The sequence below is a fragment of the Aeromonas allosaccharophila genome, assembly GCF_000819685.1.
Lineage (GTDB): Bacteria > Pseudomonadota > Gammaproteobacteria > Enterobacterales > Aeromonadaceae > Aeromonas > Aeromonas allosaccharophila.
The window spans coordinates 54,901-78,477 of sequence record NZ_CDBR01000097.1; the positions used below are offsets into that span (position 1 = coordinate 54,901).

At 61.5% G+C, this 23,577-nt stretch carries 21 protein-coding genes; 3 read left to right on the plus strand and 18 right to left on the minus strand.

The window, feature by feature from the left end; all coding sequences use genetic code 11:
- Positions 1-11: 11 nt before the first annotated feature.
- From BN1115_RS17310 to BN1115_RS17355, 10 genes are all read right to left on the minus strand, one after another.
- Positions 12-473, minus strand: coding sequence for a hypothetical protein (locus BN1115_RS17310; protein WP_042658125.1), 462 nt, complete (start codon positions 471-473; stop codon positions 12-14).
- Positions 474-606: 133 nt separating this feature from the next.
- Positions 607-1,827 (minus strand): type II secretion system F family protein, encoded by a 1,221-nt coding sequence (locus tag BN1115_RS17315; protein WP_042057137.1) that lies wholly within the window; start codon positions 1,825-1,827, stop codon positions 607-609.
- Between the two features lie 3 nt (positions 1,828-1,830).
- On the minus strand, positions 1,831-3,540 hold the full coding sequence (mshE, locus tag BN1115_RS17320; RefSeq protein ID WP_042057133.1) for an MSHA fimbrial ATPase MshE: 1,710 nt from the start codon (positions 3,538-3,540) through the stop codon (positions 1,831-1,833).
- A 74-nt stretch (positions 3,541-3,614) separates the two neighbouring features.
- On the minus strand, positions 3,615-4,709 hold the full coding sequence (locus BN1115_RS17325; protein ID WP_042658126.1) for a tetratricopeptide repeat protein: 1,095 nt from the start codon (positions 4,707-4,709) through the stop codon (positions 3,615-3,617).
- A complete protein-coding gene (gene mshM, locus BN1115_RS17330; RefSeq protein ID WP_042658127.1) occupies positions 4,706-5,596 on the minus strand; it encodes an MSHA fimbrial biogenesis protein MshM in 891 nt (296 codons plus the stop codon). Before mshM ends, BN1115_RS17325 begins: the two co-directional genes overlap by 4 nt.
- Before the next feature lie 92 nt (positions 5,597-5,688).
- Positions 5,689-7,428, minus strand: a complete 1,740-nt coding sequence (gene mshL / locus BN1115_RS17335; protein WP_042658128.1) for a pilus (MSHA type) biogenesis protein MshL — start codon at positions 7,426-7,428, stop codon at positions 5,689-5,691.
- A 70-nt stretch (positions 7,429-7,498) separates the two neighbouring features.
- Positions 7,499-7,828, minus strand: a complete 330-nt coding sequence (locus BN1115_RS17340) for a SctD/MshK family protein (RefSeq protein ID WP_042658129.1) — start codon at positions 7,826-7,828, stop codon at positions 7,499-7,501.
- Positions 7,821-8,468 carry a type II secretion system protein M gene (locus BN1115_RS17345; RefSeq protein WP_042658130.1) on the minus strand — a complete coding sequence of 216 codons (648 nt, stop codon included), beginning with the start codon at positions 8,466-8,468 and terminating at the stop codon, positions 7,821-7,823. The genes BN1115_RS17340 and BN1115_RS17345 overlap by 8 nt, the downstream gene beginning before the upstream one ends.
- Entirely contained in the window at positions 8,468-9,061 is a 594-nt protein-coding gene (locus BN1115_RS17350) for a PilN domain-containing protein (RefSeq protein WP_042658131.1), read from the minus strand. Before BN1115_RS17350 ends, BN1115_RS17345 begins: the two co-directional genes overlap by 1 nt.
- A complete protein-coding gene (locus BN1115_RS17355; RefSeq protein WP_042658132.1) occupies positions 9,061-9,924 on the minus strand; it encodes a hypothetical protein in 864 nt (287 codons plus the stop codon). The genes BN1115_RS17350 and BN1115_RS17355 overlap by 1 nt, the downstream gene beginning before the upstream one ends.
- Before the next feature lie 86 nt (positions 9,925-10,010).
- Here BN1115_RS17355 and BN1115_RS17360 point away from each other — a divergent pair, with 86 nt between their 5' ends.
- On the plus strand, positions 10,011-10,934 hold the full coding sequence (locus BN1115_RS17360) for a 1-aminocyclopropane-1-carboxylate deaminase/D-cysteine desulfhydrase (protein WP_042658133.1): 924 nt from the start codon (positions 10,011-10,013) through the stop codon (positions 10,932-10,934).
- Positions 10,935-10,998: 64 nt separating this feature from the next.
- On the opposite strand, the gene BN1115_RS17365 is transcribed toward BN1115_RS17360, so the two are convergent.
- Positions 10,999-12,927 carry an EAL domain-containing protein gene (locus BN1115_RS17365; RefSeq protein WP_042658134.1) on the minus strand — a complete coding sequence of 643 codons (1,929 nt, stop codon included), beginning with the start codon at positions 12,925-12,927 and terminating at the stop codon, positions 10,999-11,001.
- A gap of 504 nt (positions 12,928-13,431) precedes the next feature.
- On the opposite strand from BN1115_RS17365, the gene BN1115_RS17370 reads away from it, so the two are divergent.
- On the plus strand, positions 13,432-14,958 hold the full coding sequence (locus tag BN1115_RS17370) for an EAL domain-containing protein (RefSeq protein WP_042658135.1): 1,527 nt from the start codon (positions 13,432-13,434) through the stop codon (positions 14,956-14,958).
- Here the strand turns inward: BN1115_RS17370 and BN1115_RS22425 are convergent.
- Positions 14,955-15,095, minus strand: coding sequence for a hypothetical protein (locus tag BN1115_RS22425; RefSeq protein WP_156135283.1), 141 nt, complete (start codon positions 15,093-15,095; stop codon positions 14,955-14,957). The genes BN1115_RS17370 and BN1115_RS22425 overlap by 4 nt on opposite strands.
- A 205-nt stretch (positions 15,096-15,300) precedes the next feature.
- Here BN1115_RS22425 and BN1115_RS17375 point away from each other — a divergent pair, with 205 nt between their 5' ends.
- Entirely contained in the window at positions 15,301-16,398 is a 1,098-nt protein-coding gene (locus BN1115_RS17375; protein WP_042658136.1) for a calcium:cation antiporter, read from the plus strand.
- Between the two features lie 73 nt (positions 16,399-16,471).
- Here the strand turns inward: BN1115_RS17375 and hutH are convergent, their stop codons facing one another.
- The 6 genes from hutH to can form a co-directional block, all read right to left on the minus strand.
- Positions 16,472-18,004 carry a histidine ammonia-lyase gene (hutH, locus tag BN1115_RS17380; RefSeq protein WP_042658137.1) on the minus strand — a complete coding sequence of 511 codons (1,533 nt, stop codon included), beginning with the start codon at positions 18,002-18,004 and terminating at the stop codon, positions 16,472-16,474.
- A gap of 4 nt (positions 18,005-18,008) precedes the next feature.
- Positions 18,009-19,730, minus strand: coding sequence for a urocanate hydratase (gene hutU / locus BN1115_RS17385; protein WP_042658138.1), 1,722 nt, complete (start codon positions 19,728-19,730; stop codon positions 18,009-18,011).
- Between the two features lie 61 nt (positions 19,731-19,791).
- Positions 19,792-20,754: a formimidoylglutamase gene (gene hutG, locus BN1115_RS17390; protein ID WP_042658139.1), complete on the minus strand. Its 963-nt coding sequence runs from the start codon at positions 20,752-20,754 to the stop codon at positions 19,792-19,794.
- Positions 20,747-21,982 carry an imidazolonepropionase gene (gene hutI / locus BN1115_RS17395; RefSeq protein WP_042658140.1) on the minus strand — a complete coding sequence of 412 codons (1,236 nt, stop codon included), beginning with the start codon at positions 21,980-21,982 and terminating at the stop codon, positions 20,747-20,749. Before hutI ends, hutG begins: the two co-directional genes overlap by 8 nt.
- Positions 21,983-22,137: 155 nt before the next feature.
- A complete protein-coding gene (gene hutC, locus BN1115_RS17400) occupies positions 22,138-22,842 on the minus strand; it encodes a histidine utilization repressor (protein WP_042057221.1) in 705 nt (234 codons plus the stop codon).
- An 11-nt stretch (positions 22,843-22,853) separates the two neighbouring features.
- Positions 22,854-23,513 carry a carbonate dehydratase gene (gene can, locus BN1115_RS17405; protein WP_041206790.1) on the minus strand — a complete coding sequence of 220 codons (660 nt, stop codon included), beginning with the start codon at positions 23,511-23,513 and terminating at the stop codon, positions 22,854-22,856.
- Between the last annotated feature and the right edge of the window lie 64 nt (positions 23,514-23,577).

A 23,577-nucleotide genomic window follows, 5' to 3' on the forward strand; every position in this document is an offset into this window, starting at 1 on the left:
ATTAGCTTCATTCAAGGCTTTTTCATCACCCGCCCGTCAGAAAACTGATAAATCAGCCAATAACCATCCCACCCCATCTCACAACCACTGCCATCGGGGCGGGCCAGAACTTGCAGGGGAGGCATGCCACCCTCCGTCTCACCCACCAGTGCCAACCACAACTGGCGGCAATTTTCCGAAGGGGATTGCAGCGGCACCAGCCCGAGTGGCCAACCACGCGCATCAAATTGCCAACCCTGACCCGCACTATGCAAGGTGTCGGGACGTCGCTCGTCGAGCCAGAGGCCGTGCAAACGCTGTGCCCGCTCGGCAAATTGCTCTCCCAGCAGAGTGAGCGCCAGTTGCTGCGCCTCTTCCCGATGGACCTGATAGCTGCGCACCAGGGTGGCGACGATCACCATCAGCAGGATCACCACGGCGATCCGCCGATATCCGGTCAGCCAGCGATCATCCTGCTGCGTCTGTCTGCTCATCCCGTCCTCGACTCCACCGTGCTCTTGCCTCTTACGATGCTCATAGTGCCCCGCCAATCAGGCGGTTACTTGCCTCTTACGGCTCCCATCACGTCCCACCATTCAGACGTGAAGATATCCAGTTCCAGCAAGATTACTTGCCTCTTACGGCTCGCATCATGTCCCACATCGGCGTGAAGATACCGAGCGCCAGGATCAACACCATCACCGCCACGATCCCGATCAGGATCGGCTCGATGCGGGCGGTAAGGCTCTTGAGGTCATAATCCACCTCCCGCTCGTAATACTCGGCCGCTTCATGGAGCAGGTCATCGACCTGACCGGTCTCCTCCCCCACGGCGATCATCTGCATCACCAGCGGGGTAAACAGGCCGCTGCTGCCAGCGGTGCGCAGCAGGCTCTCGCCCCGCTCGATACCGGCGCGCATATCCCGCACTCGCCCCGCCATATAAGCGTTATCCACCGCATCAGCCACCAGGGTCAGCGCCGTGTTGAGCGGCACCCCGGCTTTGAGCATCATGGAGAAACTGCGAGCAAAACGGGCCAACAAAGAGCGCTCTATGATGGTGCCGACGATCGGCAACTTGAGTTGCCAACGATGCCAGGTCAGCTTGCCCTTGGGTGTAGCGACCCAGCGACGCCAGCCAAACACCATCCCCGCCAGAATGGCGAGCAGCAGCCACCAGTAGTGGACAAAAAAGTGGGAAGTGGCGAGCAGAATGCGGGTCGCCAGCGGCAACTCCACCCCGAATTTGGCGAACATGCCGGCAAACACCGGGATCACCATGATATTGAGGATCACCATGGCGATACCAATGGCGATCATCACGAAGCTGGGGTAGCGCATCGCGGTCTTGATCCGCTTGCGGGTCTCCAGCTCCAGCTCGAAATAGGTGGCGAGCTGCAAAAAGGCCTCTTCCAGCTGACCGGTGTTCTCACCCACATGGATGATGGCGACAAACAGGCTGCTGAATACCTTGGGGTGCGCCTGCATCGAGCTGGAGAGCGGCCGACCGTTGCCGAGATCTTCCCCCAGCGAGTGAAGCGCCCGCTTGAGCGGCTTGCTGTGGGTGCTCTCCTCCAGCCCGGAGATGGCGCGCAGGATCGGGATCCCGGCCCGGGTCAGGGCATACATCTGGCGGCTGAAGATCACCAGCTCGTCCAGCTTGACGCCCCCTTCCAGCAACAGCGACCAGTCGATGGCGGCGGATTTGGCCTTGCCCGGTTTGAGCTCGGTCGGCATCACGCCGCGGCGCATCAGCTGCTCGGCGGCAGCCATCTCGTTGGCCGCTTCGACCACGCCACTGGTGGCGTTGCCCTGGCTGTCACGCCCCTTGTAGGCAAAGTTAGCCATCGCTTACCCCAAATCCTCGGCCAGTCTCAGCACCTCGTCCACCGATGTGATCCCCTGTCGGGCATAGTCGAGGGCAGTGAGGGCCAGCGGCCGGTAGTGTTCGTGTTGACGGGCCGCCTTGGCGAACCCTTCCGCATCGTTGCGGCGCAGGGCATCCATCATCGGCTGATCCAGCTCCAGCAGCTCGTAAACCCCGATCCGGCCCGAATAACCGGTGAAGTTGCAACTCTGGCAACCCCGTCCCTTGTGATAGGTGTGCTGGCCGGGCGCCTCGCCGGAGAGCACGGTGAGCCAAGTGGCCTGCCCTTCGTCAGGCGCCTTCTCCTCGACGCAGTGCTCGCACACCCGCCGCACCAGCCGCTGGGCGACCACCGCTCGCAGGGCGCTCGCCACCAGATAGCCGGGCGCCCCCATGTCGATCAGACGCAGGGCACTGGTCACCGCATCGTTGGTGTGCAGGGTGGTCAGCACCAGGTGACCGGTGATGGCGCCACGCAGGCCGATCTCTACCGTCTCGTTGTCCCGCATCTCACCCACCAGCAGGATGTCCGGATCCTGACGCAGGGTGGAACGCAGCACATGAGAAAATGTGAGGCCAATCTTGGGGTTGACCTGTACCTGATTGACGCGGGGCAAGCGATACTCCACCGGATCTTCTACCGTGATGATCTTGTGGCTGGACTGATTGAGCTCGGAGAGAGCGCCATAGAGGGTGGTGGTCTTGCCGCTACCGGTCGGGCCGGTCACCAGGATCATCCCATGCGGGCGTTTGAGCTGGCGGCGGAAACGGGTCAGGATCTCCGGCGGCATTCCGGTCTCGGTCAGCGACAGGATGCCGGAGGATTGATCCAGCAGACGCATCACCACCGACTCGCCATATTGCACCGGCATGGTGGACATCCGCACATCCACATCGCGACCGCGCACCTTCATATTGAAACGACCATCCTGCGGCAAGCGCTTCTCGGAGATATCGAGCCCCGCCACCAGCTTGAGACGCAGCACCAGCGCCTGGGCGATGCGCACCTCGTTCAGGATATTTTCGTGGAGGATGCCGTCGATCCGCTGGCGAATGCGCAGCACCTTTTCGTCCGGTTCGATGTGGATATCCGACGCCCCCACCTGCACCGCATCTTCGAACAGGGAGCGCAGCAGCTTGGCCACTGTCGCCTCCCCCTCGTCATTGGCCCCCAGATTGCTGGAGCCCAGCTCGAAACCGGAGTCCTGATACTCCTCCTGCAGCTGTTCGGCGAAGCTCTCGATCTCGCGGGTGCGGCGATAGAGGCGGTCGAAATACTCCAGCAGCTGCCCTTCCCGCGCCACTGCCAGCACCATGATGCGCGGGCTGAGCAGAGCGGCGATGGCATCCAGTGCGCTCAGATCCGCAGGATCCGACATCGCCACCGTCACCTTGTTGTCGGTGAGATTGACAGCCAGCGCCCGATAACGGCGCGCCTGCACTTCAGGTAGCAGCGGCACCGCGGCGGCGTCGATGGTGAGGTTGTTGAGATCGAAGAAGGGCACATCCAGCTGGCGGGCGAGGAACTGCAACAGCTGTACCTCGCTGATAAAGCCGAGATCGATGAGGGTGGTGCCCAGCTTGCGGCCGGTCTGACGCTGCTGCTGCAGGGCAAGCTGCAGCTGATCATCAGAGATGATCTGCTCTTGTACCAGCAGGTCGCCGAGGCGCATTTTCAGTCTGGGTTGTGCCATGTTTGCTCCGATATCTGTTACTTCACACCCGTTGCCGCATTCGATTAGGCTTCGCTAACCGAAATTGCGGTTTATCAAGGGGTTAGTTGGCCAATTCGTTGTTCCAGCCAGTTGGTCGACGCCTCGCCGAGGTTGCCGTGCAGCAGGGCGTTGCGATAGGCATCAAGCGCTCGCTGGCTATGGCCCTGACCATCCTCGGCCACGCCGAGGCCAAGCCACCAGCGGCCCTGATCCGGCTGCTGGCGCAACAGCTTCACATAGAGCACCGCCGCATCGGCATTCTGACCCAGCTCCTGGGTCAGCCCGGCCCAGGTGGCGTAGTAGTCCATGTTGCTGGCGAGATCCGGCTGATAACCGGACAACCAGCCAAGCGCCTGCTGCTGCTGACCCTCGCTGATGGCAAGGCGAGCCAGCAGCAGACGAAAATCGGCCTGCTGGGGATCGAGCCGGATCCCCTCCTCCAGCAGCTGACGCGCCTCGGTCAGGCGGCCCTCACCGTAGAGCAAACCGGCCAGCTGCTCGCGCGCTCCCTGGTTGTAGGGATCGTGGGCCAGCACGTCGTAATAGTTGTCCTGCGCATCCCGCAGGCTTCCCTTGGCCATGGCGGTGGTCGCCTTGCGCTCCGCCAGTGCCGCCAGCTCCTTGGCCGACAGCTCCACCGTCTCGATCTTCAATACGCCCGGTTTACGCGGCGCGCTAGCGACCGCCTGCTGCTCTGCCGCCAGTTCGGCGTAAAGCTCGGGCTGCAGCTCTTCATCGGTCGGTTCCGACTCGTCAACATCGCTGGAGGCATCAAAGGGCGCACCGTCGGCCGTGTCGCCAAATTCACTCTCCCCTGCCTCGTCATCTACCTCATCCTGACTTGGCAGCGGCAGCGCAGCGGTCACCTCAACCGGCTCGGACTGACTGACGGGCGCGGCGGCCCTTGTCACTACATCGGGAGTCACCGCATCAGGAGTGACCACTTCACTGGCGGCGACTACAGGGTGAGTTTGCTGCCAGTAGATCCAGGTTCGCCAACCGAGGATCCCCAGAGCCAGCCCGCAGATCAGGGTCAGCAGCAACATCCACCATCCCTGCTGGCGTGCAGGGGCAATATAGAGGGCAGCGCCATCGGATCCTTGTTGGCGCTGATCCAGATCTTTCAGCATCTGGTTGATAACGCTCATGGCCAGACTCCATAAGCCAGGGCGCACCCCAGCAACAGTAACAGGGGCCACCAGCGCCGTGGCGCAAAGCGGCTGGCATCGTCGGTATCGCGAATGGCGAGCCGCACCAGACGGCTATCGATCTGGCGCAAACCCTGACCATAGGCCAGCATCAGGCACTTCTGCGCCAATATATTGATAAGTCTCGGGATCCCTCGCGATGCCCGCCACAACAGGCGCATGGCTCGACCTGCAAACAGCGGTGCCCCGCGATACCCGGAGACAAGCAATCTGTGCTCCAGATAGGCACGGGTCTCGTCAAAGCGCAGCGGCCGCAGGCAATAGGAGAAGCCAATCCGCTGGCGCAGTTGGCGCAGATGTGGCTTGGCCAGTCTGGCATCCAGCTCGGGCTGACCGAACAGCACGATCTGCAGCAGCTTGCTCGATTCGGTCTCGAGATTGCCGAACAGGCGGATCGCCTCCAGCGTCTCGTCCGGCAGCGCCTGCGCCTCGTCGATCAGCACCACCACCCGACTGCCCTGCTGGTGCAGGCTGATCAGGTGACGATGGATGCGATCGGTGAGATCCAGCTCGCTCTGATCCCGCACCGCCAACCCCAGCTCCAGTGCCAGCGCGATGCGCAGCTCGGCTGGCGTGAGGTGGGGATTGGGCAACCAGGCCAGGCGCACCGGGCGCGCTTCCGAACCCAGCTCGCTGAGCAACTTGCGGCAAAGCAGGGTCTTGCCGGTGCCCACCTCGCCGGTCACCTTGATAAAGCCCTCCCCCTGCGCCAGCGCCCAGTTCAGCACCTGCAGCGCCTCTTCGTGAGGCGGCAGACCGTAGTAGAAGCCGGTATTGGGGGTGAGGCCAAACGGCGCCTCCTGCAGGCCGAAGTGGGTCAGGTACATGAGACCTCACCTGCCACGGCGAGCACGCGGCCTGTGCTGGCAAGGCCGCACAGGCCGTTCGGGATAAGGGTGACCGTATCTGGTGTCATGGGTCAGCCCTTGGCCGGATACCACTTGTCGAGCAGCTCGGAGGAGCGTTTCAGCTCGTTTTGCCAGGTGTCTTTCTCCACCACGGTCGGTTTGAGCATGATCACCAGCTCCACCTTCTTGGTGCTCTCGCGGCGGTTGGTAAAGGCTTCGCCCACCCAGGGGATATCACCGAGCAAGGGCACCTTGCTGACAATCTCCTGCTTGTCGGTCTTCATCAGACCGCCGATGACGATGATGTCGCCGTTATTGGCCTGCACCACGGTATCGGACTCGCGGATCGAGCTCTTGGCGAGCGGCAGCGTCATCTTGCCCCCCGTGGTGCCCAGATCGATGGTCTTGTTTTGTTCTTCGGTATCAATCACTGACGGATGGATATGAAGCAGCACCTTGCCCTCTTCATCAATCTGGGGAGTCACATCAAGCGCGATCCCGGAGAAGAAGGGGGTCAACTCAACATTTGGCGTCCGCTCAGTCCCTGTGGTGGTTGAGGTAATCGTCGTCGTCGCGTTGGTGACGAAGTACTCGTCCGTCCCCACCTTGATAACCGCCTTCTGATTGTTGGTCGCAGTGACACGGGGGCTGGAGAGGGTATTCACATCCCCCTGAGTCTTGAGCAAGTTGACCGCCACGTTAAAGTTGCCGTCAGTAATAGTGAAACCAGCCCCCCCACCAATTGCGTTAAAAATCGGATTTACTGCACCAACCAGACTCTCGCCAAGGGATCCTCCTCCATTCAGCAAGTTGTACTCTGGAGTAGCCCCGGGAGCCACCAGCTTAGGTTGAGCAACCTTGGGAATACCTTTATTTCCATCCCAACTAGCTGTCAAACCGCTCCAATCTACCCCCTGCTCATAACCTTCACTAAGAGCTACTTCCATAATTCGCGCTTCGAGTACGACCTGACGTTTTAAATGGCTTTCGGATTGAGTCAGGAATTCACGGACTGCTTTTAGCTCTTTCGGATAGGCGCGAATAGTGACCAAGCCTGCCTGTGGGCTGGTGATGACAGCCCGACCATCACCATTTCCAATCAGTGTTTGCAAAGTGTCACGTAGGTCGGTCCAATAATCACTGTTGGTATCAGTTTCAATCTGGGTACCATTCGATGTGGTTTGAGTATTGGAATTACTCGAAATACCTGTGCCATTCTGGCTAGATGATATTTCGGTATTGCTGTTGGAATTCAACCCGCTGTTGTTTGAGTTGTTCTCACTAGAAGTCACCCCGCCGGTACTGACCGAGGTACGGGAGAGGCCACGACGGGACATCATCAAGTAATTGACAGGAATGGTTTCGGTGCGCAGACCCGCCGGATAGATGTGGAAGACATTGCCCTTGCGCTGCACGTCAAAGCCGTACATGTCGCCCACCACCGCCAGCACTTCCGGCAGGGTCACATCCTTGAGCTCGACGGAGACCAGCCCGGCCACCCCGGGGTGCACCGCCACGCTGTAGCGGGACCCCTTGAACAGGGAACCGAAAAACTCCACCGCCTCCACATCGTGAGCCGCGATCCGCAGCCGCTTCTCCGGCATGCCAACCGGCATCTGCGGCCGGTTCAGCTGCAGCAATTCACTTTGCACCGATTTAGGCAAAGCGGTCAGAGGGGCAGCCTGTTTCTGCTGTTCGTTCATGGCCTGTTTGAGCGCATCCTTGGCCTGGGTCGGCTCGGGGTGCTGATACGTGGTACAGCCTGCGGCCATCATGGCCACGGTGATCAGACAGAGACGGTGTTTTTTCATGTAATTAGGGCACCCTGACTTGCAATTAAACTCGATAAAGCCGGCTCACCTGCCAACGGGCAGCTGCGACTCAAACCCGGATCTTGCTGGCAAACAGTGTTACCGCATGGCGTTTTCCCGCCTTTTCCAGCACCACGGCATCGGCATTGATGGTCACCAGCGTATAGCCGTCCACCTGTTGTCCGACCTGATAACTCTTGCCATTGAGCACCGCCAGTGCCGGGCCATTGCCCAACACCACGCTCTGCAGCTTCGGCAAACCGGCGCTGCTCTCGCCGGTCGCACGGGCGCCAACCGCCACATCCGCCAGCGGCGCGGTGGGATCCTGCAATACTTCGGCCTGCTCCGCCTGTACCAGCACGCTGAACAGGCAACAGCACAACGCAAACACTCTAGCCACGGATAAACTCCTTGCTGGTACTCAGGGTGTAGATCTCCATCTCCACCACCGCGCCGGGATAGGCTTTGACCTGATAGTCGAACTGCTTCCAGTAGAAGTGGCGCGGCAAGGCTTCCAGCGCTTTAAGATATTGATACACATCGAAATAGCCGCCTTCAAGCTGAAGCCGGATACCGTGCTTGTAGAGATTGACCTTCTGTTCTCCCGCCATCAGCGGGGTCGGCTCCAGCGAACTGAGCGCCAGCATATGAAGGTTGGCGGAGCGGGAGAGCAGCGCCTCCAGCACCAGCGGCATCTCGTGCGCCGGGATCAGATCGACGGTCTGGGCCTTCAGCTCATCGTCGATCCGGGCCAGATCCACCTCGACCTGCGCCAACTGGTCACGCACTCCCTGATTGGGATCCCGCTTGAGCCGAGCCTGTTTGCCGAGGTTTTCCAGCTCCATGATCTCGAGGTCGCGCTCGGCGGCGCTCAGGGCCATGCGATCCTGTTGCAGACGGGTATCGGCACCATCGATCCAGCCGTAGAGTCCGGCCGCACCCAGCAGCACCAGACCGGTCAGCAGGATCAACACCCGCTCCCGCTGGCTCAACACGGCGATACGCTGGCCCCATGCCTGCCATTGTGCTTTCAGGTTCATCAGGGTTTCTCCCGCGCAATGCCGCTCAACTGGAAGGTCAGGCGACCCTCCTTGTCACGGCTCAGGATCAGTTCACCAAACTCCTTGCCCACCAGACTCGGGGTCTGCTTGAAGCGGTTGACCCAGGCCGGCACATCCTGACTGCGGCCAGCAAAGCCGGAGAGGTTGATCCGCCCTTCGTTGATCTCGATGCGCTGCAACGAGAGGTTGCTGTTGCGAATGCGGGAGAGATCCGCCATCACGCTGGCGTAGCCCTGGGATTTTTGCAGGGTCAGACTGCCCAGCTGGCGCATCAGTCCCTGCTTGGCCGTCAGTTCATCCTGCTTGTTAACCAGTTGCTGTTGCAATCGGGGATCTGCCTGATGGCGCGCCAGCTCGGCATCGAGCCGTTGCGCCTCGCTGCGCTTGAGCTCCAGCTCGGCATGACGCTGTGCCAGTGACCGGCTGACCTGTTGCTGTTGCCAGCCGTAACCGACTCCCACCAACAGCATCAGCAGCAGCGCAAAGCCCCATACCAGCGCCATCTGGTTGAGGCTGGCCCACTGCCGTTTGGGGCGAAACTCGGCACCATAGAGGTTTATCTGACGTTTCATCACGCATCCTCCCCGATGGCGGCGGCATAGGCCGAGAGGTATTCGACACCGGCCAGCACCGCTTTGTTAGCCATGGCGGAGACGGCAAAACCAAAGGTCTGCTCCATGTGGCGCACCAGAGTACCGATAAAGGGCGAGGCGACGGCAAACTGCATCTGCCCCAGCTCGGGCAATTTCAGCTGGCCCGCCAGATAGTCGAGGGAGCGCTGGATCTCCAGCGCCAGTGAATCGAGTTGCATGCTGTCCGGCTCATGCTCACCGGTCAGGCTGGAAAAACCGCGCAGCTGGCGAGAAAAACAGAGCCCCCCCTGATGAAAGACCAGCAGTTGCAGATCCAGCCCCTTGGGCTGCCACAGCAGCATGCGCACCACATCATCAGACTCATAGAGAGAGGTGAGCGCCAGCTCGTCGCTGATGATGGATTGCAGGGTAGCGATGCCGTTGATAGCATCGGCCAGCTGTTGCACCCGGCTCTTGGGCAGGCAGACCACATTGATGCGCGGGCGACCGGCCGGCGGGGTGGGCAAATCCACATAATCCATCGCCAGTTGCAGCACGGGTTCGCTGACATAATCCTTGACCGCCCAGGGGAGTGCCCCCGCCATCTCGGCGTCAGGCACGGCAGGCTTGTCGATCTGGATCTGCTGATAAAGGCTGGCGGCGAGGGCCACCCGCACTCTGGACTTGGCCAGACCATGGCGGCTGAACAGCTCGTTGATGGCCACCGCCCACTCCTGCGGGCCGTTGATGGTGCGCGTTGCGAAGACGGGGGGATTGCCCACCGCGGCCAGCATGATCCTGTCATTGGCCAGCAAGAGCCCGACCTGGCGGCTTGGCATCGACCGTCTGAACAGTTGTTTCATGTAAGCCCGCCCATCATAATTGGTTAAATGATTGAAATATTAACATAAACAGCAGATTAGCCTCCAGATAAAAGACGGACTCACCATTGCAAGCCAGCCTTTCAAGCGCGCCGGATGGCCATGCCACCCTGCCCTCCCCCCTGCAACGCCTCCACCACCCGTTGCTGACCCGCTATGGCGTCGAGCTCTGGTGCAAGCGGGATGACCTGATCCATCCGGCCATCTCCGGCAACAAGTGGCGCAAGCTCAAGTACCACCTGCTGCATGCCAGAGAGCACGGCAAACAGCACCTGCTCTCGTTCGGCGGTGCCTACTCCAACCATATCCACGCCCTGGCTGCCGCCGGATATCAGACCGGTCTTCGCACTACCGGTATCATACGGGGCGAAGCCGATGCCGTCAGCAACACCACCCTGAGGGATGCCAGACGCTGGGGCATGGATCTCGTTTTCGTCGATCGCCAGAGTTATCGGCGGCGGCAGGATCCCGACTGGCTGGCCCAATTCGATGCACCCGATACCCTGATCGTGCCGGAAGGGGGTAGCAGCCCGCTGGCTATCCCCGGGGTGGCCGAGCTGGTCGGCGAAGTGCCCTTCTCGCCAGATCTCTGGGTACTGCCCTGTGCCAGCGGCGGCACTCTGGCGGGCCTGATCGCCGGCAAGCGGGATCGGGAGCAGATCCTCGCCATTGCGGTGCTGAAGGGGGGCGACTTTATCACCGACGAGGTGTACCGCCTCCATCCTGCGGCCGCCAGCATCCCCGGTTGGCGCATCGCGCTCGATCATCACGACGGTGGCTACGCCAAATTCAGCCCGGCCCTCTGGCAGTGGGTACAGAATTTCAGCGCCGACACCGACCTGCCGCTGGAGCCCATCTACAGCGGCAAGGCGATGTGGGGGCTGTTTCGCGAGCTGGCGGCAGGCCGCATCGCCCCCGGCAGCAAGATCGTCTTTATCCACACCGGCGGCATGCAGGGGCTGGCCGGGCTGCGGGAGCAGGGGCGGCTGTGAGCCCCGCCTGACGGCAACCGCAAACGAGAGAGGGTCGCCCCAAGGCGACCCTCTCTCGTTTATCTCACGCGCCAGCCGGTTCCGGCACCAGCCGCTGGGGTTCGGCAAACCAGGGTCCCTGCCCGGCATGCACCCCGAGGTGGCGCAACATCTTCCACTCGTCGCCACTCTCCACCCCCACCGCCAGCACCCGGGTGCGGGTATTGGCGCAGCCCCCCACCAGACTGCGCACCGCCATCTGGTTGACCTGACGGGCGTGGATCTCCCGCACCAGACTGGGGTGCAGCTTGAGGAAGTTGATCTCGAACTCCTTGATGTACTGGGTGCTCACCACATCCTGACCGGCATGATCGATGGCCAGCTGACAGCCGAGCATCCGCAGGGAACGCAGCGGCCGCTTGAGCGCCTCGAAGTGACGGGTCACCTGGGATTCGGAGAGTTGCAGGATCAGCCGCTCGTTGGTGCTGCGCGGCAGCTGGAACAGGGCGAAAAAGAGCCAGCGCTGGAACTCGCGGTTGAGCAGGCTCTGGGCACTCAGGGTCAGGCTGATGGGGCAGCTCTGCTCGGAGCGCTGGCGCAACAGGGCGAGGGTCTGTTCCGCCACCAGCCGATCCAGTTGCAACAACAGCCCGACCTTCTCCGCCATCGGCATGAAGATCCCCGCCTGCAGGGCTCGCCCCTGTTCGTCGTGCAGGTAGGTGAGCAGCTCCAGCTGCAACACCACCTGTCCCCGATCCTGCTGGATCGGCTGGGTGTAAAATTCGATGCCGTGCTCTTCGAGGCGGCGGCTGATCAGGGTACGCCAGCGCACCGTGCCCTTGCTGCTCTGCTCCTCATCCAGCTGCTTCTCGTAGAGGAACCAGCCGTTGTGCCCCTGCAGACGGGCGCTCTTGAGGGCCAGCTCCGCCTCCTCCTGCACCTTGAGCAGGCTGTCTTCGGCCTGATAGCAGACGGCGCCGAGATAGACCGCCGTGTCGGGATTGATCTCTTGCGGCCAGTGCAGTCGTTGCAGGCTCTTGAGCAGCTGGCTGGCACTATCCACCATCTCGCTCTCGGACATATTGGGCAGCAGCACCGCAAAGACCTGACCGGCGTAGCGGGCCTGCAGGGCGCCGTTATGCTTGCGCACGAAGGCGCCGATGGTGGCGCTCGCCTCCAGCAGCAGGTCGTGCCCCAGCAGCTCGAACTGTTCGGCCTCCAGATCCTCCAGACAGGCGAGATCGATCAGCAGCACGCCGCCGCTCATCACGCTCGCCTCCATGATGGCGCTCTCCAGCCGGTTGTCGAAAAACAGCCGGTTGCCGATGCCGGTCATCTTGTCGACGAAGGCGTTGCTGCGAATGAAGTTGTCGAAGCGGCTGCGCTCCTTGCGGGCATCGGCCAGCTCGGCCAGCAGATGGTCGAGGGCCTGACTGGCGGCCACCGGCCACTCTTCGGCGGGGTCGTGGCTCAGCTTGGAGAGTTTGTCATCGAGGATCAGCTGGGCGCGAATACCCAGCAGTTCGGCACCGCGCAACTGCTGACGCAGCCAGCGAATGGAGTACCAGAGGCCGAACACCACGATAAAGACGCCGAACGAGATACCGGACATCGCCCTGATGGAGTATTCCGCCTCCTTGAAGGGACGCTCCAGCTTGAAGTTGGCCTGCATGCCGGTCTGATGCGGCAGCGGGTGGCTGTATGGTTGCAGCAGCTGTTCGTCGACCGGATTGCGCACATCGCGGAACCAGTAGACCCGCTGGTCGTTCTGGCGCACCTCCAGCTCCACCACATGAGCCGCCCGCAACAGGGTGGGCAACCAGCGACTCATATCCTCCATGTCGTGAGCGACATCGAGCTGCTTGTCGATCACTTCGACCAGCGCATCGACCTTCTTTTGCTGCAACTCCATGCCCAGCTCGCGAAAGCTGAACACCCCGCCAATCAGCACGGTCGCCATGGCCGCGATCACGCACAGGGTGATAAATGAGACAAGCTGTGTTGTGAGTTTCATGCGCCTTTCCGTATGCCCGGCATCATCCATTGGAGCTCATGGTAGCAGCGGCGGAGTCACCATCACTATGGACGGGGATCGCGCTTCTGCAATTTAAGCGGGCAAGCATACCCCAAAGCAGAGGGAGAATACCAAGGATGACGGGCTGCGAAAGCAGGAGAGGACGAAATGACGGGCAGAAAAATGGTCCCTCAACGGGGACCAAAAGGAACACTCATATCAAAACTAACACTCTGTGCTACTGACAAAAAACAGATACAGGAGTATTGAACACACGGTGAGTCAAACCGCAGGGCTACTCTAATGCAGTTCGGATAAGCTGGGCAATTGTCATTTATGACAGGTCAGCGATTGAATCTAGCCAAAGTTAATAATAAACACATTTAAAATCATGTAGTTAAAAAATCAATCAACAAGTGTGACAACTCGGACTCAAATTGATTGCACTAATGCTCTATGATGGCTAAGTCCATTTGTGTCTCATGAAACTGGCAGGTACTTCCTTTGCGTAAATCACCCGTCTGGATCGCTCTGTTGCTGTTCGTCCTGCCTGTTGTGGGCAGCCAGTTTCTCGGCCTGTGGTTTGCCAAGCCGATGGCCTTTCATCTGCTGGAAGAGAAGGTTGCCGAGCTCAAGGGAGCCATGGCAGTACGCCACCGGGAGCTGGATGCCGCCATCAACAAACAACTGGCACAATTTGAGTTCAACTGCGGCGCCAAAGACATGGAGCTGCTGCGCGATCCGCGCTTCTACAGCGCTCATATCCGCCTGCAAGGGTTGGAGCTCGCTTCCGGCAACAGCTGCTCCAGCCTGGGGGTGGAGATCCCGCTGATCAAAGAGCTCCAGAACAGCGGGCAGAAGTTTGGCAAGTTGGGGATCACCGCCACCGTGGCCAAATACAATACCGAGCAGGAGCTGATGGCCTTTTACCGATCCGGCGACAACCTCGCCTACTGGGTGCTGGATAACAGCTGGAGCCACGACCTGCTGCAACACCCCTGCAGCCACTGCTTCTATCTGGAGTTCAGCCGACAGGATAACGATGCAAGCACAGTCCACTTTCCCCGTGGCGACAAGGAGATCAAACAGGAAGAGAGCAATATCAGCCTGAGTTTCTTCGATCCCAATGAACTCACCAAACAGACGGTCTGGGCGGGTAAAGCGCTGGAGCAATATGCCCATGACCAACTCAATCACTACGGTCTCTGGTTCGGTATCGCGCTCGGTGCCCTTTTAAGCGTCACATACTGGCTGCTGCGCAGCTATCGGCGCTCCCTCAAGGGACTGCTGCAAACAGGGTTGATCCGCAAGGAATTTATTCCCCTCTACCAGCCGATAGTGGATGCCCGTACCCACCAAGTGGTGGGATTCGAGGCGCTGCTGCGCTGGCAGCGGGGAAACGAGCTGATCCCTCCGGGCACCTTTATCGAATATGCAGAGGAGCAGGGGCTGATCCTGCCGATGACCGAGCAGTTACTGGAGCAAGTGATCAGCGACCTGCCACTGCTGGCGCCGGAGCAGTGGGTCAGTGTCAATCTGGTAGCAGCCCATATCGAGCCCCCCTTGCTGCGTAACCTGCTCCATCACAACCACAACCCCTCACCCGCCCAACTCACCTTCGAGCTGACCGAGCGCAAGCCGATCCTCGACATCAAGGCGGCCACCGAGGAGATCTCATTGCTGCAGCAGATGGGTTATCACTTCAAGCTGGATGATTTCGGTACCGGTTACGGCGGCTTTGCCTATCTGCAAAGCCTGGGGATCCGCCAGATAAAAATCGACAAGATGTTCGTCGATACCATAGGCACCAACGACCTCAAGCGCAGCGTGCTGGATGCCATCATCGCCTTTGGCCGCGAATCAGCTATGGAGATGATCGCCGAAGGGGTGGAAACCCAACAGCAGGTCGACTATCTGAGGCAGCACGGCGTCTATCTGATCCAGGGTTACGTCTTCGGCAAGCCCATGCCGCTAAAGATGTTGCCGCGCTGGCAACAGGAGTGGCAGCTGCAATCCCGCGAGGCCAGCTAGCGCAGATATTGCAGGATCTGACCGCGAAACGGCTGGGCAAGTTGCTCGACATCATCAGGCTGGTGCTGGCTGTGCCGGTAACCCAGCCCGGCCATCAGCCGGGTAAAGCGCCCCTGCTGACCTCGCCCCGGTTCCACCGTGATGATCTTGCTGCTCGGGTTGGCGTGCAGCCCGATAAAGGCCCCCTCCCTTCCACCCCTTATTTACATTCAGCAACAAAATGATCTGCCCTGACGGGGATAACAGCCTTTATCATAAGGCGCCGGTTATCGCGCAATCGATAACTGCGCAACCTGTTTATGTCGCCCGGTCGTCAAGACCCCCAATAGAGAACCATTGCCTATGAAGACAGTTATCCGGCAAGAGATTGCCCTGCCCGTTGGCCTGCTGACCCTGCTCTTTTTCAAGACCCTGGGCAGTGACCTGCTGACAGAGACAACTCCGCTCGGGATCTATCTTCCGGTATCGGCGGCACTACTGGCCATCGTCACCTGGGCCATCTTCTCGGTGGTACGCCACTCCGATGCCCTCGCCATCAAGCTGGGCGAGCCCTTCGGCACCCTGATCCTCACCCTCTCGGTCATTTCGCTGGAGGTGGTGATGATCTCCTCGGTGATGCTGACCGGCGAGCCCAACCCCACCATGGCCCGCGATACCATGTTTGCGGTGGTGATGCTGGTGAGCACCGGGCTGGTGGGCTTCACCCTACTGTTTGGCGGCTGGCGCTACCACACCCAGAGCTTCAATCTGGACGGGGTCAAATCCTATCTGGTGGCCATCATCCCGCTGGCGCTGCTCTGTCTGGTGCTGCCCAACTTCACCCGGGGCGGCACGGTCGGCAGCATGTCGAGCGCCATGTCCTGGATGCTGATCATCATCTCGATCCTGCTCTACGGGGTCTTTCTGCTGATCCAGACCCGCAGCCACAGCCACTTCTTCGTCGACAGCGATCACGAGGATTACGAGGAGCACCACGGCCCGCTGCAGAGCAACATCTACCACACCATCCTGCTGCTCGCCTACCTGATGGTGGTGATCCTGCTGGCCAAGACCCTGGCCGTGCCGATCAACTTCGGCGTGAAGATCATGGAGGCGCCTCCTGCGCTGGGGGGCTTTATCGTGGCCTGCATCGTGCTGGCGCCCGAAGCGGTCGGGGCCATCAAGGCCGCCTTCAACAACCAGTTGCAGCGGGCGATGAACCTCTACTTCGGCTCGGTGCTGGCCACCATCGCCCTCACCGTGCCCGCCGTGCTGTTTATCGGCGCCATGCTGGGTCAGGAGGTGCGCCTCGGCCTCTCCGCCGCCGACATGGTACTGCTGGTCACCACTCTCATGGTCTGTAAAGTGACCTTCAGCAGCGGCCGCACCAATGTGCTGCACGGCGCTACCCATCTGGTGTTGTTCGTGGTCTATCTGTTCCTGATGTTCGAGCACGAATAACCACAGAATCATCAACCACAGCAACGAAAAGACCGCCCGATGGGCGGTCTTTTGTCATGGGCTGGATGGCCGCTTAGAGGCTCGGCAGCACCCCGGCCGGGATCAGGTCGTTGTAGCTGGCACGGCCCAGCAGGGCGGCGGCCGCCTCGATGTCCGGCGCAAAGTACCTGTCCTTGTCGTAGAAGCTGACCTGCTCCCGCAGCCGGCCCTTGGCCAGCTCCACCAGCTCGGTGGAACGCAGTGGCGCACGGAAATCCAGGCCCTGTGCCGCCGCCAGCAACTCGACCGCCAAAATGCCGCGGGTGTTCTCGGCCATGTCCGCCAGCCGACGACCGGCGAAGGTCGCCATGGAGACGTGATCCTCCTGGTTGGCGGAGGTGGGCAGGCTGTCCACCGAGGCTGGGTGGGCCAGCGTCTTGTTCTCGGAGGCGAGCGCCGCCGAGGTGACCTGAGCGATCATAAAGCCGGAGTTGACCCCGCCGTTGTTGACCAGGAAGGCCGGCAGGCCGGACATGCGCGAGTCGATCAGCAGCGCCATGCGCCGCTCGGAGAGGGAGCCGATCTCGGCGATGGCCAGCGCCAGGTTGTCGGCGGCGAAGGCCACGGGCTCGGCGTGGAAGTTGCCGCCGGAGAGAATCTCCTCATCCTCGGCAAACACCAGCGGGTTGTCGGAGACAGCGTTGGCCTCGCACACCAGCACCTCGGCGGCGTGGCGGATCTGGGTCAGACAAGCCCCCATCACCTGCGGCTGGCAGCGCAATGAGTAGGGATCCTGCACCTTCTCGCAGTTGTGATGGGACATGCCGATCTCGCTGCCATCCACCAGCAGGTGGCGATAGCAGGCGGCCGCGTCGATCTGGCCACGCTGACCGCGCACCGCGTGGATACGGGCATCGAACGGACGGCGGCTGCCAAGGGCGGCCTCCACACTCATGGCACCAATGGTGATGGCACCGGCGAACAGATCCTCGGCGTGGAACAGCCCCTCCAGCGCGAAGGCGGTGCTCGCCTGAGTGCCGTTGAGCAGCGCCAGCCCCTCTTTCGGTGCCAGCGCGATGGGCTCGAGCCCGGCAATTTTCAGCGCCGTGGCGGCATCGATCAGCTCGCCGTTGTGGCGCGCCTTGCCTTCACCGATCAGCAGGCAGCTCATATGGGCCAGTGGCGCCAGATCGCCGGAGGCACCGACGGAGCCCTTCTTTGGCACCAGCGGATAGACTTCGGCGTTGATGAGGCGCATCAGCGCCTCAAGCACAGTTAAGCGGATGCCGGAGAAGCCGCGTGCCAGCGAGTTGAGCTTGAGCACCATCATCAGCCGCACGGTAGCGTCATCCATATAGGTGCCGATGCCCGCAGCGTGGGAGAGCACGATGGAACGCTGCAACTCGTCAAGCTGCTCCACCGGAATGCGGGTGTTAGCCAACAGGCCAAAGCCGGTGTTGATGCCATACACCACCCGGTTCTGCTCGATCACCTTGGTGACCACCGCAGCGGAGGCGTGGATCCCCGGCAGGGCGGCCGGATCCAGTGAAACATGTACCGGCTCGCGGCTGACGCGGCGCAGAGTGGCGAGATCCAGCTCGCCCGGAGTAATAGTCAATTCAAACATGGTGTTACACCTTTCCTTTGACACCGTGGGCGCCGTCAATCATCGGCAGATCCAGTTTCGCCTCGTGGGCACAGTTGATGGCAATCTCGTAGCCGGCATCCGCGTGGCGCATCACCCCGGTGGCCGGATCGTTGCGCAACACCCGACCCACGCGGCGGGCCGCATCGTCGGTGCCGTCACAGACGATCACCACGCCGGAGTGCTGGGAGAAGCCCATGCCGACCCCGCCGCCGTGGTGCAGGGAGACCCAGGTCGCGCCGCCAGCGGTGTTGAGCAGGGCGTTGAGCAGCGGCCAGTCGGAGACGGCATCGGAGCCATCCATCATCGACTCGGTCTCGCGGTTCGGGCTCGCCACCGAGCCGGAATCCAGATGATCACGGCCAATCACGATGGGGGCTTTCAGCTCGCCATTTTTCACCATCTCGTTGAAGGCCAGACCGAGCCGCACCCGATCCTTGACCCCGACCCAGCAGATCCGCGCCGGCAGTCCCTGAAACGCGATGCGCTCGCGGGCCATGTCGAGCCAGTTGTGCAGGTGAGGATCGTCGGGGATCAGCTCTTTCACCTTCTGATCGGTCTTGTAGATATCTTCCGGATCGCCGGAGAGGGCCACCCAACGGAACGGGCCGATCCCCTCGCAGAACAGCGGGCGAATATAGGCCGGGACGAAGCCGGGGAAGTCGAAAGCGTTCGCAACCCCCTCCTCCAGCGCCATCTGGCGGATGTTGTTGCCGTAATCCAGCGTGGCGGCGCCACGGGCTTGCAGGGTCAGCATCGCCTCTACCTGACGGGCCATGGAGCGGCGGGCAGCCAGATTCACCTCCTGCGGGGCGCTTTGTTGCAGCTCGCGCCACTTGGCAACGCTCCAACCCTGCGGCAGGTAGCCGTGGATCGGGTCGTGGGCAGAGGTCTGGTCGGTCACAACGTCTGGCGTGATGCCGCGGGCCACCAGCTCGGCAAAGACATCGGCGGCGTTGCCGAGCAGGCCGACCGAGACGGCGCTGCCGCTCTGCTTGGCCTCCTCGACCATGGCCAGCGCCTCATCCAGGCTGTGGGCCTTCTTGTCCACGTAGCGGGTCTTGAGGCGAAAATCGATGCGGGTCTCGTCGCACTCCACGGCGATCATCGAGAAACCGGCCATGGTGGCGGCCAGCGGCTGGGCACCGCCCATGCCACCGAGACCACCGGTGAGGATCCAGCGCCCCGCAGGCGAGCCGTTGAAGTGCTGGTTGGCCACCGCGAAGAAGGTCTCGTAGGTGCCCTGAACGATCCCCTGAGTACCGATATAGATCCAGGAACCCGCGGTCATCTGGCCGTACATCATCAGGCCCTTCTTATCGAGCTCGTTGAAGTGTTCCCAGTTGGCCCAGTGCGGCACCAGATTGGAGTTGGCGATCAGCACCCGCGGTGCATCCTTGTGGGTCTGGAACACCCCGACCGGCTTGCCGGATTGCACCAGCAGGGTTTCGTCTTCCTCGAGCCGGGTCAGCACCTCGACAATCTTGTCATAGCAGGCCCAGTTGCGGGCGGCACGGCCGATGCCGCCATAGACCACCAGGGATTGGGGATGCTCGGCGACTTCCGGATCCAGGTTGTTCATCAGCATCCGCAACGGCGCCTCGGTGAGCCAGCTCTTGGCGGTCAGTTCGGTGCCGCGCGGGGCACGGATCACGCGGTTAGGGTCAGTTCTGGAATCAGCGCGGGGCTCCTGCTGTTGCACAGACATACACACTCCTTGTTGTATCAATAGGGGGCCTTCGGCGACGTGCGGCCAAAGGGTTAACGGGTTAACGGGTCAACAGATGAACCAGCCGCGCGGCCACGCGGGCACTGCGGTTGTCCTGATCCAGCGTCGGGTTGTATTCGGCCAGATCGGCGAGCCTGAGCTTGCCGCTGGCCCGGATATGGGCGATCAGCGGTTCGATCACCGCCAGCTCCACGCCGCGAGCGGCTGGAGCGCTCACTCCCGGCATCACGGTGGCCGGCAGCACATCGAGATCGATGGTCAGATAGAGGTGATCACAATCGGCGATAAAGGCATCCAGCCCGCTTAGCAAGGCTGGCAACTCGGTCTGAGTCATCGCCTCGTCCAGCACATGCCACACGCCCAGCGCCTCGGCACGGGCAAACAGGGCTTGGGTATTGGCGGTCTCGGCCACTCCGAGGCAGGCGTAGTGAAACGGCGTGCCCTCGGCGGCACACTGCTCGGCGATCTGGAAGAAGGGGGTGCCGGAGCTGGCCTGCTCCTGCTTCATCCGCAGATCGAAGTGGGCGTCGAAATTGATAATGCCGACCTTGCCACTGCCGCCCAAATGGCGGTTAAGGCCACTCCAGCTGCCGAACGCCACCTCGTGACCGCCCCCCAGCACCAGCGGGAAGTGGCCCAGATCGAGCGCGGCGGCGACCCGTTCGGCCAGTCGGCCGTGGGCAGCGTCGAGATCGCCATCGGGGCAACTCACGTCCCCGCCATCGTAGACGGGGCGATTCAGGTGCCAGGCGGTGTTGGCCAGCAGCTTGCGCACCGCTTGCGGCGCACCGGCAGCACCAATGCGCCCCTTGTTGCGGCGTACCCCTTCATCGCAGGCAAAACCAAGCAGCACTACACCAGCTACCTCTTTTGCCCCGGCGGCCCAGGGCTGCACCTCTTGCCAAGGCAGAACTTTGTCGTGCCAGCGCAGTGCCAGTTCACCATCTTCCGGATCCAGGCGCCCCTGCCAGAGCGACATGTCGCTCGGGTTGAACTTATCCATGTAGGGTCTCCTTGCCGTTGAAGATGCGGCCCGCCAGCTGATCGACGCCGACCATGTAGCTCAGCTCGGCCGGATGGGCGCAGTGCCAGATCAGGAAATCGGCCGCCATCCCCACCCTGAGCTGGCCAAGATGATCCTGCTCGCCGAGTGCTTTGGCGGCGTAGCGGGTCACCCCGACCATCGCCTCCACCGGCGTCAGGCCAAACAGGGTGCAGGCCATGTTCATCGCCATCCGCAGCGAGACGATGGGGGCGGTGCCCGGGTTGATGTCGGAGGAGACCGCCATCGGCACACCCGCCTTGCGCAGGGCTGCGACCGGCGGCAGCTTGGTCTCTTTGAGGAAGTAAAAGGCGGTGGGCAACAGGGTGGCGACCACCCCACGGTGGGCCAGCGCCAGGATCCCTTCCGGATCCAGGTACTCCAGATGATCCACCGAGAGGGCGCCAAAGTTGGCAGCGAGCGTGCTGCCCCCCAGATTGGAGAGCTGATCCATGTGCCCCTTCACCGGCAGGCCGTACTGATCCGCCGCCAGATAGACCTGCTCGGTCTGGGCCAGCGAGAAGCCGATATGCTCGCAGAAAACGTCCACCGCATCGGCCAGACCCGCCTCGGCGGCGGCCGGGATGATCTCCTGACAGATGGTCTCGACCCAGCTGTCGGGATCGTCGCGATACTCCGGCGGCACCGCATGGGCTGCCAGCAGAGTGGTCTTGACCCGGATCGGCAACGCCTCACCCAGTCGTCGGGCGACCCGCAGCATCTTGAGCTCGTCCGACAGCGTCAGGCCATAGCCAGACTTGATCTCCACCGTGGTGACCCCTTCGCGGATCAGGGATTTCACCCTCGGCAACGCCAGCTCGAACAACAGATCCTCACTGGCGGCGCGGGTAGCGCGCACCGTGCTGATGATGCCACCGCCCCGGCGGGCGATCTCGGCATAGGGCACCCCCTGCTGACGCTGCTCAAACTCCTCGGCACGGCTGCCGGCGAAGATGAGATGGGTGTGACAATCGATAAGGCCGGGGGTGACCAGCTTGCCCTGCATATCCAACCAGTGGATGGAATGGGGACCCTTCAACTCGGCCATCGGCACCAGCGCGTGGATCTTGCCTTCCTTCACGCCGATAGCGTGGAGCGGCAACAGGCCGTAGTCGGCCAGTTCGTCATTCAGGGTGGCGGGCGTCACGTTGAGCCAGACCCGCTCGCAGTTCAACAGTTCCTTGTTCATAGCGACCTCAAATGTATATACATATCCTTATAGTCGATCTCTATGATGAAAGAAAGAGCGAAGTTCACATCCTGATAACAGCATCAAACTTAGAGTTTAAGCACAAAAAAAGCCCACCAGGAGGTGGGCTTTGAAAAACAGATCTGTATAGACATTTACTCTAACTGAGTCTTGGAGCTGAGCTTGTAGCGGGAACCGGGGGAGAGCAAACGGGCATAGGAGACCAGATGCCCCTCCGACCAGGTACGCCGGTGCAACAATAGGCAGGGGGAATCTACGCGGATCTGCAACAATCCCGCCTCACCGGCACTCGGCAACACGGCTTCCACCACGTGCTCCATCTCGGAGAGGGGGCAGACATCCATCAGATAGCGGTTGGGAGTTTGCTGCGTGAAATCCTGCTCGCCATAGCCCGGCAGGCGCCCGGCATCGACGAAACGCTCCTCCAACTGCAACGGCTCGCCATCGGCCTGATGGACGATCAGGCTGTGAAAGATGGGGGCGCCAACCCGCAGGCCCAGCTGCACCGCCACCTTCTCGTCAGCGGCCAGTCGCTGTAGCCGGATCACCCGGGCACTGTATTCGCCGCCGCGCTCGGCAATCTCGTCGGCAATGTTGCGAATGGCCAGCAGCGGCGACTCGGTGCGCCGGTCCGCCACGAAGCTGCCGGAACCGGCGGTACGCACCAGCCACCCCTCGGCCACCAGTTCGCGCAGCGCCCGGTTAACCGTCATCCGACTCACGGTGAACAGCTCGCACAGGGCCGCTTCGGTCGGGATCCTGTCCCCCGCCTGATAGTGGCGTTCGCGGATCCCGTCCAGAATGTGCTGCTTGATCTGCAGATAGAGGGCTGGCGCCACCATGAAGCTCCCTAGCGCCGACGATGGGGCGGACGCATGTCCGGCCAGGCGCGATAGACATCGGGGATCTGATCCGGCCCGCTGATGCAGAGATCGAGATCGTGCAGCAAGCCATCCTTGATCCCGTAGATCCAGCCATGCACCGCCAGCTCCTGCCCCTTGCGCCAGGCGTTCTGGATGATGGTGGTGTGGCAGACGTTGGCGACCTGCTCGGCCACGTTCAGCTCGCACAGGTAGTCGAAGCGCTCATGCTCATCCTCGATGGCCTCGAGCTCTTCACCGTATTTGAAGTAGACATCCTTGATGTTGCGCAGCCAGTTGTCGATGAGACCCAGCTCCTGGTTCTGCATCGCGGCCTTGACGCCACCGCAACCGTAGTGACCGCAGACGATGATGTGCTTCACCTTGAGCACTTCTACCGCGTATTGCAGCACGGAGAGGCAGTTGAAATCGGTATGCACCACCAGATTGGCGACGTTGCGGTGGACGAAGACATCCCCCGGCAGCAAGCCCATCAGCTGGTTGGCGGGGACCCGGCTGTCGGAACAACCGATCCAGAGGTATTCGGGGGCCTGCTGGGCAGAAAGAGTGGCAAAGAACTCGGGATCTTCGGCCTTGATCCGTTCGGCCCACTCACGGTTGTTGGTAAACAGGTCGTTCAACAGTTTCACTTCTGCTCTCCCTAATGTGGCAGTGGCGGCAACATAACACACTCAAGGGTAACCAAAGCAAGGC